Below are 14,125 nucleotides of genomic sequence, written 5' to 3'. Positions count from 1 at the left end.
GTTGTGAGCCGTCGCCGCCGCGAGCCTGAAGAACACGTCAACCATGAACGCTGGCTGGTGTCCTACGCCGACTTCATTACGTTGCTGTTCGCGTTTTTTGTGGTGATGTACTCCATTTCCTCGATCAACGAAGGCAAGTACAAAGTCATTTCCCAGGCGCTGATTGGCGTGTTCAACGACGCTGACCGCGCCCTCAAGCCGATACCCATTGGCGAAGAACGCCCCAAGACCGTGACCCCGGCCAAGCCGCTGGTCAACGACAGCGATGAAACCGCCGCCGGCATCGGTGGCACCAGCGACCCGCTGAAAAGCATCGCCGATAACATCAGCGCGGCCTTTGGCGACCTGATCAGCTCCAACCAGATGACCGTGCGCGGCAATGAGTTGTGGGTCGAGATCGAACTCAATTCCAGCCTGCTGTTCGCCAGTGCCGATGCAATGCCCAGCGACCAGGCGTTTACCATCATCGACAAGGTGGCGGCGATCCTGAAGCCGTTTGAAAACCCGGTCCACGTTGAAGGCTTTACCGATAACCTGCCGATCAGTACCGCGCAGTACCCGACCAACTGGGAGCTGTCTTCGGCCCGGGCGGCGAGTATTGTACGAATGCTCGCGATGCAGGGTGTGAACCCCGGGCGCCTGGCGTCGGTGGGTTACGGCGAGTTCCAGCCGGTGGCCAATAACGCCACGGCGGAAGGCCGTGCGCGCAACCGACGGGTGGTGCTGGTGGTGTCGCGCAACCTGGACGTGCGCCGCAGCCTGACCGGTACCGGCACTGCCAATGCAACACCGGATGCCGCCTTGAAGCGGGCTGGCACACAAACTGCACCAGCGCCCGTAAAGGCGCCGGTTCGCGGGAGTGCCGTCAATTCTCCGTCACCGGCTCTATAACCCCATGCAATTTCTCGGTCGAGCCTGTGCCTGCCGGGAGGAACAATCCGAATGAGAGTCTGGGCAGTTGCCAATCAAAAGGGTGGTGTCGGTAAAACCACCACGTCCATCGCCTTGGCCGGCTTGCTGGCCGAGGCCGGCAAGCGTGTGGTCGTGGTCGACCTGGACCCCCACGGCTCCATGACCAGCTATTTCGGCTATGACCCGGATGCCCTGGAACACAGTTGCTACGACCTGTTCCTGCACAAGGGCAGCGTGCCGGCCGACTTGCCGGGGCAACTGTTGCTGCCTACCAGCAATGAAAAGATCTCGCTGTTGCCGTCCAGCACCGCCCTGGCCACCCTTGAGCGCCAGTCGCCGGGGCAGAGCGGCCTGGGCCTGGTGATCGCCAAGACCCTGGCGCAGCTGTGGCAGGACTTCGACTACGCGATCATCGACAGCCCGCCGTTGCTCGGCGTGCTGATGGTCAACGCCCTGGCCGCCAGCCAACAGCTGGTGATCCCGGTGCAGACCGAGCACCTGGCCGTCAAGGGCCTAGAGCGGATGGTCAGCACCCTGGCGATGATCAACCGCTCGCGCAAGCAAGCGCTGCCGTTCAGCATCGTGCCGACCCTGTTTGACCGCCGTACCCAGGCGTCCCTCGGCACCTTGCGGGTATTGCGCGATGCTTATCCGGACACCATCTGGCAAGGCTACATCCCGGTGGACACGCGCCTGCGGGATGCGAGCCGGGCAGGGCTGACGCCGTCGCAGTTCGACGGCAAGAGCCGTGGGGTGCTGGCGTATCGGGCGTTGCTCAAGCACCTGTTGTCCCAGCAACTTGTGGCGCAGGTGGCATGATGGTCATAAACAGCCCTGTAGGAGCCTGGCTTGCCAGCGATGCAGACGCCGCGGTTTTCCTGACCAAACCGGCTCTCGATTCAAGTCCGGACACTCACAGGCCGATAACCTCTGAATACAGGGTTGATGGGGCTTGCGCGTGGGCATACAGATGAACCGTCCCGTTGATTTCAAGACCCGGCCGCAGCTGGCGCTGGAGTCCTACCTGGACGCCTTGCTCCAGGACGCCACCGAGGACATGCCGGAACCGATTCTGATCCTCGATGAAGTCATCGAGCCTGAACCTGCTGCCCTGGACGAGTTTCAGTTGGCGGTCCTGGAAGAACAGGCCCGTGATGCGTTGGTGGTTCCCGTAGCCGTTCCTGTACCGGTTGCTGTGCCCGTCGAGCCTGTGGTGATTGCGCCTGTAGTGGTGGAGCCGGTGGTTGAGGTTCACCTCCCGCCGAGCATTACGCCGCCGCCGGTACAGGGCGACGGTCGCCCGGTGTGGGCTGCGGAGCCGTTCGAATGTTTGCTGTTCGATGTCGCCGGGTTGACCCTGGCCGTGCCGCTGGTGTGCCTGGGTTCGATCTACTCCCTGGAAGGCCAGGAGTTGACGCCGTTGTTCGGCCAGCCGGATTGGTTCCTCGGGATCCTGCCGAGCCAGCAGGGCAACTTGAAGGTATTGGACACCGCGCGTTGGGTGATGCCCGACCGCTACCGCGATGACTTCCGCCAGGGCCTGCAATACGTTATTTCGGTCCAGGGCTACGAGTGGGGGCTGGCGGTGCATCAGGTCAGCCGCTCATTGCGCCTGGACCCGAACGAAATCAAATGGCGCAGCCACCGGGGCCAGCGGCCATGGCTGGCGGGCACTGTGATCGAACACATGTGCGCGTTGCTGGATGTCGCCGAACTGGCGGAGTTGATTGCCAGCGGCGCGGTAAAAGCCATGCCGCTGAACAAACGCACTTGATAACAAGCAGCAGCGCTACGGCGCTGCCTAAGAACACACACCGTAACCAACGGTATTTGAAGGGGTCTGGAGTATGAACAAGTCAGTGTCCGCACAAGGTCTGGTGGATGATCCAATCCTGCAATGGGTCACCTTCAAGCTGGACAACGAGTCCTACGGCATCAACGTGATGCGTGTGCAGGAAGTGCTGCGCTACACCGAAATCGCTCCGGTTCCGGGTGCCCCAAGCTATGTGCTGGGCATCATCAACCTGCGCGGCAACGTGGTGACCGTGATCGACACCCGCCAGCGTTTTGGCCTGGTGCCGACCGAAGTCAACGACAACACCCGCATCGTGATCATCGAAGCCGACAAGCAAGTGGTCGGGATCATGGTCGACAGCGTGGCGGAAGTGGTTTACCTGCGCCAATCCGAAGTCGAGACTGCGCCGAACGTCGGCAACGAAGAATCGGCCAAGTTCATCCAGGGTGTCTGCAACAAGAACGGCGAACTGCTGATTCTGGTTGAGCTGGACAAGATGATGAGCGAAGAAGAGTGGCAGGACCTGGAGAATATCTGATTGTTTCTTGAGGTAGCGGTGATCGTCCTGGCCATCCTTTGGGCCGGGACCCTGGGCTTCCTGCTGCGTTATGTTCGCCAGCAACGGGAATTGGCCACTCGACAAGTCGAGCGCGACGCTGTGCGCGACCGGCGGATCCTGGAGCTGGCCAAGCGGGTCGACCACTTCCAGCAAAGTGCGGTGCGTGTGGGTGATGAAGTGCACGAGCTGCGTTCGGTGCTGGCGCCGTTGCCGGACAAGCTGTCGGCACTCGAGCAGCGTGACCCGTCGAGCCTCTCATTCGCCCAGGCGGCGAAGCTGGTGGGCATGGGCGCCACGGTGGATGAGCTGACCCAGTCCTGCGGGTTGACCCAGGCTGAAGCGCAGTTGATGAGCCGGTTGCACAAGGACAACTGAAGGTTACGAGCTGCAAGCGGTATTGCTTGCAGCTTATAGCCGGTGCCGGTTGCTCAGCCATTCGGCCATGGTCGAGTCCTCCAGGGCGTATTCACCACGGTTGGCTTTCCAGACCAACTCCTTCTCCCGCAGCACTTCCAGTGCTTTCTGCACGTTTGGCGTGCTGGCGTTCGGCTCGACCTGGGCCTGCTCCAGCTTGCGGTTCACATCTTGGAAGGTTTTCTCCGCAAAAGGCGAGAACGCCTGCTTGCCCAGGGTTCGTTCGCCCATCACTTCGAGTACCGCCTGTTGCAGCGGCGAGAGGTCGTTGTAGGCGCTCTCGTAGTCGCTCCAGATGCCGGCCTGGTGATTGAGTGCTCCCGTCCTCAGCAGTTCGCCAAGATTGCTGGCCTCGCCAAGACCCACGCTCACTTCGGTCAATAGCTTGTTGAGCATTTCCGGGCGCCGGCCGACGAGCTGGAAGGCATAGTCCATGTCCTCCAGGTTGAACTGGTTGGTTGCAGCCAGGCGCTGGTTCCACAGGTCCGTTACGAACTCCACAAAGTCCCGGCTCAACAGCGGGAACGGCGTGATGTGGGCGCCGAAGAACGGTTGTTTGCTCTTGAGTACCAGGTTGGCCAGTTTGTCCCGGCTGGAGCCGGTGAAGACCAGGCGCAGGCCATCTGCCGTGCTGCTGCCGTTGAGATGATCCCGTGCCGCCTTGAGGGCGAACATGGCGTTCACCCCGCCTTCGCTGTTGAGGGCGTGCTGGGCCTCGTCCACGATCAGCACGATCATTTGCCCCGATACCTGGTGCAATACGTCCAGGGCGTGGGTGAGCGTGGTGCCGGCGGGCAGTTGAGGCTTGGTGAAGTCCCAACTCAAGGTGCGCAGCAGGCTGATCTTGTCGATACCGGCTTTCTTGGCCGCTTTGCTCACTGCGCTTTCGAACTCGCCCAGGGCTTTGCCGATGGCGCCGGAGATCAGTTCGGCGGGGTCGACTTCGCGGTTCATCCACAGGTCCACGTACACCGGCAGCCAGCCCCGGGCCTTGCACTCGGGGATAAGGTCGTTGCGCAGGAACGTACTCTTGCCGGTACGGCGCGGAGCCGCGAGGAACATGCCGGAGCTGTAGTCGGCAAATGACTCGCCTGCCAGATCACGGGCGAGCGCTTCGGCGAGTAGCTTTCGACTGAGAATCGGGCGGGTAGGGCTCATGGGTTTATCCTGAACTATCGGGTTCGAGATAATCTATACCTCGAAAGATATAATTGCTATACACCACCCACCGCAACTGATCATTCCCACGCTCTGCGTGGGAATGCATCCCGTGACGCTCCGCGTCACCCCTGCGCAAGACTTGAACGTTGCAGCGCCAGTTGGACGCGGAGCGTCCGAGGCGGCGTTCCCACGCAGAGCGTGGGAACGATCAGCCGGCTCCCACCTTAATAATCGTCGCCTCTTTCCGTCACATCCCGCTCCACCGGCCCCGCGTCCGGGTCGTAGCCCACCGGGAACTTGCCCTTCAGCGTCCAGGCAAACGCGAGGATCTCGGCGACGGTGCGGTACAACTCTTCCGGGATGCTGTCGCCCAACTCCATGCGTGCCAGTAATTTGACCAGCTCGGCATTTTCGTAAATCGGGACTTCGTTCTCCCGGGCCAGCTTGAGGATGGCTTCGGCCAGGGCATCGTCGCCCTTGGCGGTCAGGGTCGGCGCTTGTTGCCCGTCGTATTTGAGGGCGATGGCCTGGCGGGGCGGGTTGGGGTTTTTCATGCGGTTTCATCCACCCAGCGTTGTTCAAGCCCGGTTTTCGGGCCCCGTGGCGGGGTGCCGAGGTGGCAGTCGAGGTCGCCGACGTTGAGTCCCGACGACACCAGGCGCTCGCGCAGGCTGCCCAGGTGGCTTTCGATCAGGCTGGCGGTGAAGGGCCGGGTCGCCCACAACTGGCTCGACAGTTTGCCCTGGCTCAGTTGCGCCTGGACCTGCAACGGGCCGAGCGGCTCCATGTCGAGCGCCATTTCCACGCGCCAGAGCATTTGCTTGGGATCCTTGCTGTCCTTGCGTTCCGGCTGTTCCTTGTCGGGCGCCGGTTCTTCCCGCTGGAACTTGACCTGCAACGGCACGATGTCCTGCAAGGTGCGCATGGGGATTTCCAGCTGCCAGGTGGTCAAGAGCTTGCCGTCGGCGGTGGTACCGGTCTGCTCCAGGCTCGACAGCTGATGGCTTTGCAGGCGGGAGATGGCCCCGGCGGCCAGGCGCAGCAGGTTTTCCAGGTCACTTTCACCTTCCAGGCGTTGCATCAGCCGATCGGGCAGCGGAAAGCCTGCGGGCGCCTGCCTGGCGCCGACCTGGCCGAGGGTGCCCAGCGGGCTGCGTACGAAACTGGGCAGCAACTGCGCCAGGGTGTTGGCAGCGAGGATCGCATTCAGATTGGTGCTGGCGGGCAGGGATGGCAGCAGGTCGGCGACGAAGCGCAGCAGCGCGCCTTTCATGTCCAGCGGCGGTATCTGCGGGTTTTGCCCGGCCAGCAACTTGGCTTCGAGGAAGGTCCCGCTGTTCTGGATCAGTTGCGCCAGCACCTTGGGGTTGCTGGCCTGGGCCAGGTCGGGCAGGCCGGCGAGCAAACGCTCGGCGGCGGCGCGCAGGTCGGCCCCGGTGCTGTCGCTGCTGGTCGCCGGCAGGCTTTGCAGCGCGGTGAACACCACGTCCAGCGAGCCCTGGCGGCTTTGCTGGGTGGAGAGTTGCTGGGCCACGGCCAATTGATCCTGGCGCCCGCTCAGCGGTACAAAGCTCAAGGTCTGCGCACTTTGCACCACGGCGCTGAGCAGGCTGCCGACGCGCAAGGGCTGCGGGCTTTCGACGGTCAGGGTCGCGCCGCTGAGGACGTTATTGAGCACCGACACCAGTGAGCGATACACCACCGGCTGGTTGGCGCCCTGTGGCAGCGCCTGGGTGGTCAGCACCTTGCCTTGCAGCAGGGTGCCCACCGGTAACTGGCTGGTGTCGATACGCGTCAGCGCAGCGACGCTGGAACTCAGGGCCTGCTGCAGGCTGATGGACAAATTGCCCGACGGCGTCTGGCTGACTTCCACCTGGGTACCCAGCGGCAGCGGCTGGCTGCTGCTGGCCTGCACCAGGGTTTGCCGGCCGCCTTCCAGGGTCAGCTTGAGCAGCAACTGAAACGCATCACCGCCTTGTTTCAGTGCCAGCACCTCGGCATTTACGGTTTTTCCGGGGTCGATCAGGCCGGTCTGCGGCTCCAGCAGTTTCAGCAGCTCGCCCGCTGCAGGCGCGGGCGCAGGCCCGGCCGGAAGCGTCGGGGGGAGCGTGGGAAGATTGATCTCACCGGTCATCGTGCGCGCCGTCTCAGGGGAAATTGCCCTCTTTAGAGTAGGGCATCACATGTATAATGCCGCCCGTCTTCAAAGAGAGCGTTAAAAACAACACAACTGATTGATCCAGCTCTCTAAAAACGGTCGCCAAAGCAGTTAATGTGCATCTCTTTAACGGCCGTTCCACCGCCGACTTGAACCGTAAAGGCCCGCGATCTCTTGACCAGCCCTCTTCTAGAAGCCGTAGCGCTCGCCTGTGAACGTGACCTGCGGATGCTGTTCGAACACCTCGAACTGCGTCTGGCGGGCGGCGACATGGTGCAGGTCAGCGGCCCCAACGGCAGCGGCAAGACCAGCCTGTTGCGCCTGCTGGCCGGTCTGATGCAGCCGACGGCGGGGGAAGTGCGGCTCAACGGCAAACCGTTGCACGAGCAGCGCACCGAGCTGGCGCGCAACCTGATCTGGATCGGCCACGCCGCCGGAATCAAGGATGTGCTTACCGCTGAAGAAAACCTCAGTTGGCTCAGCGCCCTGCATCATCCCGCCAGCCGCGAGGCGATCTGGCAGGCGCTGGCCGCGGTTGGCCTCAAGGGTTTCGAAGACGTTCCCTGCCACACCCTGTCCGCCGGCCAGCAGCGCCGCGTGGCCCTGGCCCGTTTGTATCTCGACGGCCCGCCGCTATGGATTCTCGACGAACCCTTCACCGCCCTCGACAAACAAGGCGTTGCCCAATTGGAAGAACACCTTGCCGCGCACTGCGAGCAGGGCGGCATGGTTGTCCTGACCACTCACCACACCTTGACGCGCATGCCTGCCGGTTACCGCGACCTCGACCTGGGCCGGTGGGCGGTATGAGCGTATTTGCCCTGTTGGTCGCCCGCGAAGCGCGGTTACTCTGTCGCCGTCCGGCCGAACTGGCCAACCCGCTGGTGTTCTTCGCGATTGTGATTGCGCTGTTCCCGTTGGCGGTGGGCCCCGAGACTAAACTGTTGCAAACCTTGTCTCCGGGACTGGTCTGGGTGGCGGCGCTTTTGTCAGTCCTGCTCTCGCTGGACGGGCTGTTTCGCAGTGATTTTGAAGACGGTTCCCTCGAACAGTGGGTCCTTTCGTCGCACCCCCTGCCACTTCTGGTATTGGCCAAGGTACTGGCACACTGGGCGTTTTCCGGCCTGGCGCTGGTATTGCTCGCGCCGCTGCTGGCGATGATGCTGGGGTTGCCCACCGAATGCCTGCCGGTGTTGCTCCTTTCCTTGTTGCTTGGCACGCCGGTTCTCAGTCTACTGGGCGCCGTAGGTGCGGCACTGACCGTCGGTTTGAAACGCGGTGGCCTGTTGTTGGCGCTGCTGATCTTGCCTTTGTATATCCCGGTGTTGATCCTGGGCAGCGGCGCGTTGCAAGCCGCGCTCCAGGGCATGCCGGCGACCGGTTACCTCCTGTGGCTTGGCAGCCTGGCCGCCCTGGCGGTAACCCTGACACCCTTTGCTATAGCGGCTGGCCTGAAGATCAGCGTCGGCGAATAATGAGGTCTGGTTAAGCGATAGAACCTTAACCAGTAAAGACCCTAAGCTTCTCGCAACGACGAGAAGCAACCGTGATGGAAACAGCATGAACTGGACCTGGTTTCACAAGCTCGGCTCGCCCAAATGGTTTTACGGCATCAGTGGCAAACTGCTGCCGTGGTTGAGCATCGCCGCGGTATTGCTGATCGGCATCGGCCTGGTCTGGGGCCTGGCCTTCGCGCCGCCGGACTATCAGCAAGGCAACAGCTTTCGCATCATCTACATCCACGTGCCTGCCGCGATGCTGGCCCAGTCCTGCTACGTGATGCTGGCGGTGTGCGGCATCGTCGGCCTGGTGTGGAAGATGAAACTGGCGGACGTCGCCCTGCAATGCGCCGCGCCCATCGGTGCCTGGATGACCGCCGTGGCGCTGGTCACCGGCGCGATCTGGGGCAAGCCGACCTGGGGTTCGTGGTGGGTATGGGATGCGCGACTCACCTCGATGCTGATCCTGCTGTTCCTGTACTTCGGCCTGATTGCCCTGGGCAACGCCATCAGCAACCGTGACAGCGCCGCCAAGGCCTGCGCGGTGCTGGCGATCGTCGGCGTGATCAACATCCCGATCATCAAATACTCGGTGGAGTGGTGGAACACCCTGCACCAGGGCGCCACCTTCACCCTCACCGAAAAGCCGGCAATGCCCGTGGAAATGTGGGCGCCGCTGCTGCTGATGGTGCTGGGGTTCTACTGTTTTTTTGGCGCCGTGCTGCTGCTGCGCATGCGCCTCGAAGTGCTCAAGCGTGAAGCCCGCACCAGTTGGGTCAAGGCCGAAGTGCAAAACAGCCTGGGAGCCCGTGGATGAGCTTCAACTCTTTCAGTGATTTTCTCGCCATGGGCCATCACGCCCTGTACGTCTGGACGGCCTATGGCATTTGCCTGGCGGTGCTGGCCCTCAACGTCGCCGCGCCGATCCTGGCCCGCAAGCGTTACCTGCAACAAGAGGCGCGTCGTTTGCGCCGGGAGACCGAAAAGTGAATCCGCTGCGTAGAAAGCGTCTGTTGATCATCCTGGCCATCATGGCCGGTGTCGGCATTGCCGTGACCCTGGCCCTGAGCGCCCTGCGGGAGAACATCAACCTGTTCTACACCCCGACCCAGATCGCCAACGGCGAAGCGCCGCTGGACACGCGAATCCGTGCCGGTGGCATGGTCGAGAAGGGCTCGCTGCAACGCTCCGGCGACTCCCTGGACGTCAAGTTCATCGTCACCGACTTCAACAAATCCGTGACCATCACCTACCGCGGCATCCTCCCGGACCTGTTCCGCGAAGGGCAGGGCATCGTCGCCCTCGGCAAGCTCAACGCCGACGGCGTGGTAGTGGCCGACGAAGTGCTGGCCAAGCACGATGAAAAATACATGCCGCCGGAAGTCACCAAGGCCCTCAAAGACAGCGGCCAATCCGCCCCGACCCCTGCCAAGGAGGGCTAAGTCATGACGTCCGCATTGTTTATTCCGGAGTTGGGCCAGTTGGCGATGATCCTCGCCCTGTGCTTTGCCATCGTCCAGGCCGTGGTCCCGTTGCTGGGCGCCTGGCGCGGTGACCGCCTGTGGATGAGTCTGGCCCAGCCGGCTGCCTGGGGCCAGTTCGCCTTTCTGGTGTTCGCCTTCGGTTGCCTGACCTACGCCTTCATGACCGACGACTTTTCCGTCGCCTACGTCGCCAACAACTCCAACAGCGCCTTGCCCTGGTACTACAAGTTCAGCGCCGTGTGGGGTGCCCACGAAGGTTCGTTGCTGCTGTGGGCGTTGATTCTCGGTGGCTGGACCTTTGCTGTCTCGATCTTCTCCCGCCAACTGCCGCAAGTGATGCTGGCCCGGGTGCTGGCGGTGATGGGCATGATCAGCATCGGCTTCCTGCTGTTCCTGATCATGACCTCCAACCCGTTCACCCGCATCCTGCCGCAGATCCCGGTCGACGGGCACGACCTCAACCCGCTGCTGCAAGACATCGGCCTTATCGTGCACCCGCCGATGCTCTACATGGGCTACGTCGGTTTCTCGGTCGCCTTCGCCTTCGCCATCGCCGCCTTGCTCGGCGGGCGTCTCGATGCCGCCTGGGCGCGCTGGTCGCGGCCGTGGACCATCGTCGCCTGGGCATTCCTCGGCATCGGCATCACCCTGGGCTCGTGGTGGGCCTACTACGAACTCGGCTGGGGCGGCTGGTGGTTCTGGGACCCGGTGGAAAACGCCTCCTTCATGCCCTGGCTGGTGGGCACCGCGCTGATTCACTCGCTGGCAGTCACGGAAAAACGCGGCGTGTTCAAAAGCTGGACCGTGTTGCTGGCCATCGCCGCGTTTTCCCTGAGCCTGCTGGGTACGTTCCTGGTGCGTTCCGGCGTACTGACCTCGGTGCACGCGTTTGCCTCCGACCCGGAGCGCGGCGTGTTCATCCTGATCTTCCTGCTGTTCGTGGTCGGCGGTTCGCTGACGCTGTTCGCCCTGCGTGCGCCAGTGGTCAAGAGCCACGTGGGCTTCAACCTCTGGTCCCGGGAAACCCTGCTGCTGGGCAATAACCTGGTGCTGGTGGTGGCGGCCTCGATGATTCTGCTCGGTACCCTGTACCCGCTGGTGCTGGATGCCCTGAGCGGCGCCAAGCTGTCCGTCGGCCCGCCGTACTTCAACGCGCTGTTCATCCCGTTGATGGCGCTGCTGATGGTGGTGATGGCGGTCGGCGTACTGGTGCGCTGGAAAGACACCCCGGTGAAATGGCTGGTGGGCATGCTCACCCCGGTACTGCTCGGCAGCGCCGCATTGGCGGTGATCGCCGGGATTGCCTACGGCGACTTCAACTGGGCCGTGCTTGCCACCTTCATGCTCGCGGCCTGGGTATTGCTGGCCGGTGTACGCGACCTGATCGACAAGACCCGCCACAAAGGTTTGATCAAAGGCTTGCCGACCATGACCCGCAGTTACTGGGGCATGCAGGTCGCCCACATCGGCATCGCCGTGTGCGCCCTGGGTGTGGTGTTGTCCAGCCAGAACAGCGCCGAGCGCGACCTGCGCCTGGCCCCCGGCGAGTCCATGGACTTGGCCGGCTATCACTTCATTTTCGAAGGCGCCAAGCACTTCGAAGGCCCGAACTTCACCTCCGACAAAGGCACCGTACGTGTGGTGCGCAATGGCAAGGAAGTGGCGGTGCTGCACCCGGAAAAACGCCTGTACACCGTGCAAAGTTCGATGATGACCGAAGCCGGGATCGACGCCGGTTTCACCCGCGACCTCTACGTCGCCCTGGGTGAACCGTTGGGCGATGGCGCCTGGGCCGTGCGGGTCCACGTCAAACCGTTTGTGCGCTGGATCTGGTTCGGTGGCCTGCTCACCGGCTTCGGTGGTTTGCTGGCAGCGATGGACCGGCGCTACCGGGTCAAGGTCAAGAGCCGGGTGCGTGAAGCCCTCGGTCTGCAAGGAGCGGCGGTATGAAGCGTTGGTTGATGGTGTTACCGCTGGCGGCGTTTCTGGTGGTGGCGGTGTTCCTGTATCGCGGGCTGTACCTGGACCCGGCCGAGCTGCCGTCGGCCATGATCGGCAAGCCATTCCCGGCGTTCTCGCTGCCGACGGTGCAGGGCGACAAGACCCTGACCCAGGCTGATTTGCTGGGCAAACCGGCACTGGTCAACGTGTGGGGCACCTGGTGCATTTCCTGCCGCGTGGAGCATCCGGTGCTGAACAAGCTGGCGGAGAAGGGCGTGGTGATCTACGGCATCAACTACAAGGACGACAATGCTGCCGCCCTGAAGTGGCTGGCGGAATTCCACAACCCGTACCAGCTGGATATCCGCGACGAAGAAGGCAACCTCGGCCTGAACCTCGGCGTATACGGCGCCCCGGAAACCTTCTTCATCGACGCCAAGGGCGTGATCCGCGACAAGTACGTGGGCGTGATCGACGAAGTGGTGTGGCGCGAGCAACTGGCCGCCAAGTACCAGGCGCTGGTGGACGAGGCCAAGCCATGAAGCGTTGGTTAGCCGCCGCGGTATTGGGCTTGAGCATGGTCGGCGTGGCCCACGCCGCCATCGACACTTACGAATTTGCCAAGGACGGAGACCGCGAGCGTTTTCGCGAACTGACCAAGGAGCTGCGCTGCCCCAAGTGCCAGAACCAGGACATCGCCGACTCCAACGCACCGATCGCCGCCGACCTGCGCAAAGAGATTTTCCGCATGCTCGGCGAGGGCAAGGACAATCAGCAGATCATCGACTTCATGGTCGACCGCTACGGTGACTTCGTGCGCTACAAGCCGGCGCTCACCGGCAAGACAGCGCTGCTGTGGTTCGGCCCCGCCGGGTTGTTGCTCACAGGCTTAGTCGTTATGGCGGTGATTGTGCGCCGCCGTCGTGTCGCCCCGGCCGATGGCTCGGACTCGCTTTCCGTCGATGAGCGTCAACGCCTCGACCAACTGCTGGACAAAAAAACTGATGATTGATTTCTGGCTCGCAGCAGGTCTGCTGCTTCTGATTGCCTTGAGTTTCCTGCTGATCCCGGTGTTACGCGGCCGCCGTGCCCAGCGTGAAGAGGATCGCACTGCATTGAACGTGGCGCTGTACCAGGAACGCGTGGCGGAACTGCAAACCCAGCAGACCGAAGGCGTGCTGGATGCGGCCCAGCTGGACAGCGGTCGCGCTGAAGCGGCCCGTGAGTTGCTGGCGGATACCGAGGGTGTAGAAAAGCCCCGGGAATCGCGCCTCGGCAAACCGTTGCCGTTGCTCGCGGCGTTTCTGGTGCCGGTGCTGGGCGTGGCGCTGTACCTGCATTACGGTGCCAGCGACAAGGTCGAACTGACCCGCGAATTCTCCCAGCCGCCGGTGTCCATGGAAGACATGACCCGCCGCCTGGAGCGCGCCGCAGCGGCCCAGCCGGATTCGCCGGAAGGCCTGTACTTCCTCGGTCGCGCCTACATGGCCCAGGACCGTTCCGCCGATGCGGCGAAAATCTTCGAGCGCACCGTGGCCCTGGCCGGTCGCCAGCCCGAGTTGCTCGGCCAGTGGGCCCAGGCCCAGTACTTTGCCGACAACAAACAGTGGTCGCCCAAGGTCCAGGCCCTGACCGACGAAGCACTGAAACTCGATCCGAAAGAAGTCACCAGCCTCGGCCTGCTGGGCATCGCCGCCTTTGAAGGCCAGCGTTACCAGGAAGCGATCGACTACTGGAACCGCCTGCTGGCGCAACTGCCACCGGACGACAATTCCCGTGCCGCGCTGCAAGGCGGGATCGACCGGGCCGCCGAGAAGCTCAAGGAGAGCGGCGGCAGCGTGGCGCCCGTGAAGGCAGAAAAACAGATGCAAGTGCGGGTGGACCTGGCCGCCGATGTGAAGGCCAAGGCCTTGCCGACCGACAGCGTGTTCATCTTCGCCCGCGCCGTCAAAGGCCCGCCGGCGCCATTGGCGGCCAAGCGCGTGACCGTGGCCGACCTGCCGATCACCGTCGAGCTGGGCGACAGCGACGCGATGATGCCGCAGTTGAAACTGTCCAACTTTCCCGAAGTCCAACTGGTTGCGCGCATATCCCGGGCAGGTGTTCCCACAGCTGGCGAGTGGATCGGCCGCAGCCAACCCCTGGCCAGCGGCACCACTGCGCTGCAGCAGCTGACCATCGACAGTCCGGACCAATAATTCG

Annotated in this window: 17 protein-coding genes; 14 read left to right on the top strand and 3 right to left on the bottom strand. The window is 62.9% G+C overall.

The window, feature by feature from the left end; translation table 11 throughout:
- Positions 1 to 3: 3 nt before the first annotated feature.
- The 5 genes from motD (at position 4) to HX786_RS12970 (ending at position 3,641) form a co-directional block, all read left to right on the top strand.
- Complete coding sequence (gene motD / locus HX786_RS12990; RefSeq protein ID WP_003210644.1) at positions 4 to 891, top strand: flagellar motor protein MotD; 888 nt, start codon at positions 4 to 6, stop codon at positions 889 to 891.
- Positions 892 to 942: 51 nt separating this feature from the next.
- Positions 943 to 1,731 (top strand): ParA family protein, encoded by a 789-nt coding sequence (locus tag HX786_RS12985; RefSeq protein WP_003210643.1) that lies wholly within the window; start codon positions 943 to 945, stop codon positions 1,729 to 1,731.
- A gap of 151 nt (positions 1,732 to 1,882) precedes the next feature.
- Complete coding sequence (locus HX786_RS12980) at positions 1,883 to 2,686, top strand: CheW domain-containing protein (protein WP_003210642.1); 804 nt, start codon at positions 1,883 to 1,885, stop codon at positions 2,684 to 2,686.
- 73 nt (positions 2,687 to 2,759) lie between these two features.
- The gene (locus HX786_RS12975) at positions 2,760 to 3,245 is read left to right on the top strand and encodes a chemotaxis protein CheW (protein WP_003210641.1); all 486 of its coding nucleotides are present in this window, start codon (positions 2,760 to 2,762) and stop codon (positions 3,243 to 3,245) included.
- Positions 3,246 to 3,641 (top strand): DUF2802 domain-containing protein, encoded by a 396-nt coding sequence (locus HX786_RS12970; RefSeq protein WP_008434800.1) that lies wholly within the window; start codon positions 3,246 to 3,248, stop codon positions 3,639 to 3,641.
- 33 nt (positions 3,642 to 3,674) lie between these two features.
- Here the strand turns inward: HX786_RS12970 and HX786_RS12965 are convergent, their stop codons facing one another.
- The 3 genes from HX786_RS12965 to HX786_RS12955 all read right to left on the bottom strand — a co-directional run bounded on the left by HX786_RS12965 (position 3,675) and on the right by HX786_RS12955 (position 6,975).
- Positions 3,675 to 4,838: a hypothetical protein gene (locus HX786_RS12965; RefSeq protein ID WP_178912178.1), complete on the bottom strand. Its 1,164-nt coding sequence runs from the start codon at positions 4,836 to 4,838 to the stop codon at positions 3,675 to 3,677.
- Between the two features lie 227 nt (positions 4,839 to 5,065).
- Positions 5,066 to 5,395 (bottom strand): EscU/YscU/HrcU family type III secretion system export apparatus switch protein, encoded by a 330-nt coding sequence (locus HX786_RS12960; protein ID WP_177035122.1) that lies wholly within the window; start codon positions 5,393 to 5,395, stop codon positions 5,066 to 5,068.
- Entirely contained in the window at positions 5,392 to 6,975 is a 1,584-nt protein-coding gene (locus tag HX786_RS12955; protein WP_032899324.1) for a flagellar hook-length control protein FliK, read from the bottom strand. Before HX786_RS12955 ends, HX786_RS12960 begins: the two co-directional genes overlap by 4 nt.
- A gap of 252 nt (positions 6,976 to 7,227) precedes the next feature.
- Here HX786_RS12955 and ccmA point away from each other — a divergent pair, with 252 nt between their 5' ends.
- The 9 genes from ccmA to ccmI all read left to right on the top strand — a co-directional run bounded on the left by ccmA (position 7,228) and on the right by ccmI (position 14,121).
- Complete coding sequence (ccmA, locus tag HX786_RS12950; protein ID WP_003210636.1) at positions 7,228 to 7,809, top strand: cytochrome c biogenesis heme-transporting ATPase CcmA; 582 nt, start codon at positions 7,228 to 7,230, stop codon at positions 7,807 to 7,809.
- On the top strand, positions 7,806 to 8,474 hold the full coding sequence (ccmB, locus tag HX786_RS12945) for a heme exporter protein CcmB (RefSeq protein WP_003210635.1): 669 nt from the start codon (positions 7,806 to 7,808) through the stop codon (positions 8,472 to 8,474). Before ccmA ends, ccmB begins: the two co-directional genes overlap by 4 nt.
- Before the next feature lie 85 nt (positions 8,475 to 8,559).
- A complete protein-coding gene (locus tag HX786_RS12940; RefSeq protein WP_003210634.1) occupies positions 8,560 to 9,315 on the top strand; it encodes a heme ABC transporter permease in 756 nt (251 codons plus the stop codon).
- Positions 9,312 to 9,488 carry a heme exporter protein CcmD gene (gene ccmD, locus HX786_RS12935; RefSeq protein WP_008434788.1) on the top strand — a complete coding sequence of 59 codons (177 nt, stop codon included), beginning with the start codon at positions 9,312 to 9,314 and terminating at the stop codon, positions 9,486 to 9,488. Before HX786_RS12940 ends, ccmD begins: the two co-directional genes overlap by 4 nt.
- Positions 9,485 to 9,940 (top strand): cytochrome c maturation protein CcmE, encoded by a 456-nt coding sequence (ccmE, locus tag HX786_RS12930; RefSeq protein ID WP_008434786.1) that lies wholly within the window; start codon positions 9,485 to 9,487, stop codon positions 9,938 to 9,940. Before ccmD ends, ccmE begins: the two co-directional genes overlap by 4 nt.
- Before the next feature lie 3 nt (positions 9,941 to 9,943).
- Positions 9,944 to 11,932, top strand: coding sequence for a heme lyase CcmF/NrfE family subunit (locus HX786_RS12925; protein ID WP_017477482.1), 1,989 nt, complete (start codon positions 9,944 to 9,946; stop codon positions 11,930 to 11,932).
- Positions 11,929 to 12,465, top strand: coding sequence for a DsbE family thiol:disulfide interchange protein (locus HX786_RS12920; RefSeq protein WP_178912177.1), 537 nt, complete (start codon positions 11,929 to 11,931; stop codon positions 12,463 to 12,465). Before HX786_RS12925 ends, HX786_RS12920 begins: the two co-directional genes overlap by 4 nt.
- Positions 12,462 to 12,935 (top strand): cytochrome c-type biogenesis protein, encoded by a 474-nt coding sequence (locus HX786_RS12915; RefSeq protein ID WP_003210629.1) that lies wholly within the window; start codon positions 12,462 to 12,464, stop codon positions 12,933 to 12,935. The genes HX786_RS12920 and HX786_RS12915 overlap by 4 nt, the downstream gene beginning before the upstream one ends.
- Complete coding sequence (gene ccmI / locus HX786_RS12910) at positions 12,928 to 14,121, top strand: c-type cytochrome biogenesis protein CcmI (RefSeq protein ID WP_178912176.1); 1,194 nt, start codon at positions 12,928 to 12,930, stop codon at positions 14,119 to 14,121. Before HX786_RS12915 ends, ccmI begins: the two co-directional genes overlap by 8 nt.
- The last annotated feature ends 4 nt before the right edge of the window (positions 14,122 to 14,125 follow it).

Origin of the sequence: Pseudomonas sp. 21615526, from assembly GCF_013386245.1 — a bacterium.
Lineage (GTDB): Bacteria > Pseudomonadota > Gammaproteobacteria > Pseudomonadales > Pseudomonadaceae > Aquipseudomonas.
This window is presented reverse-complemented; position numbering and strand designations above follow the sequence as displayed.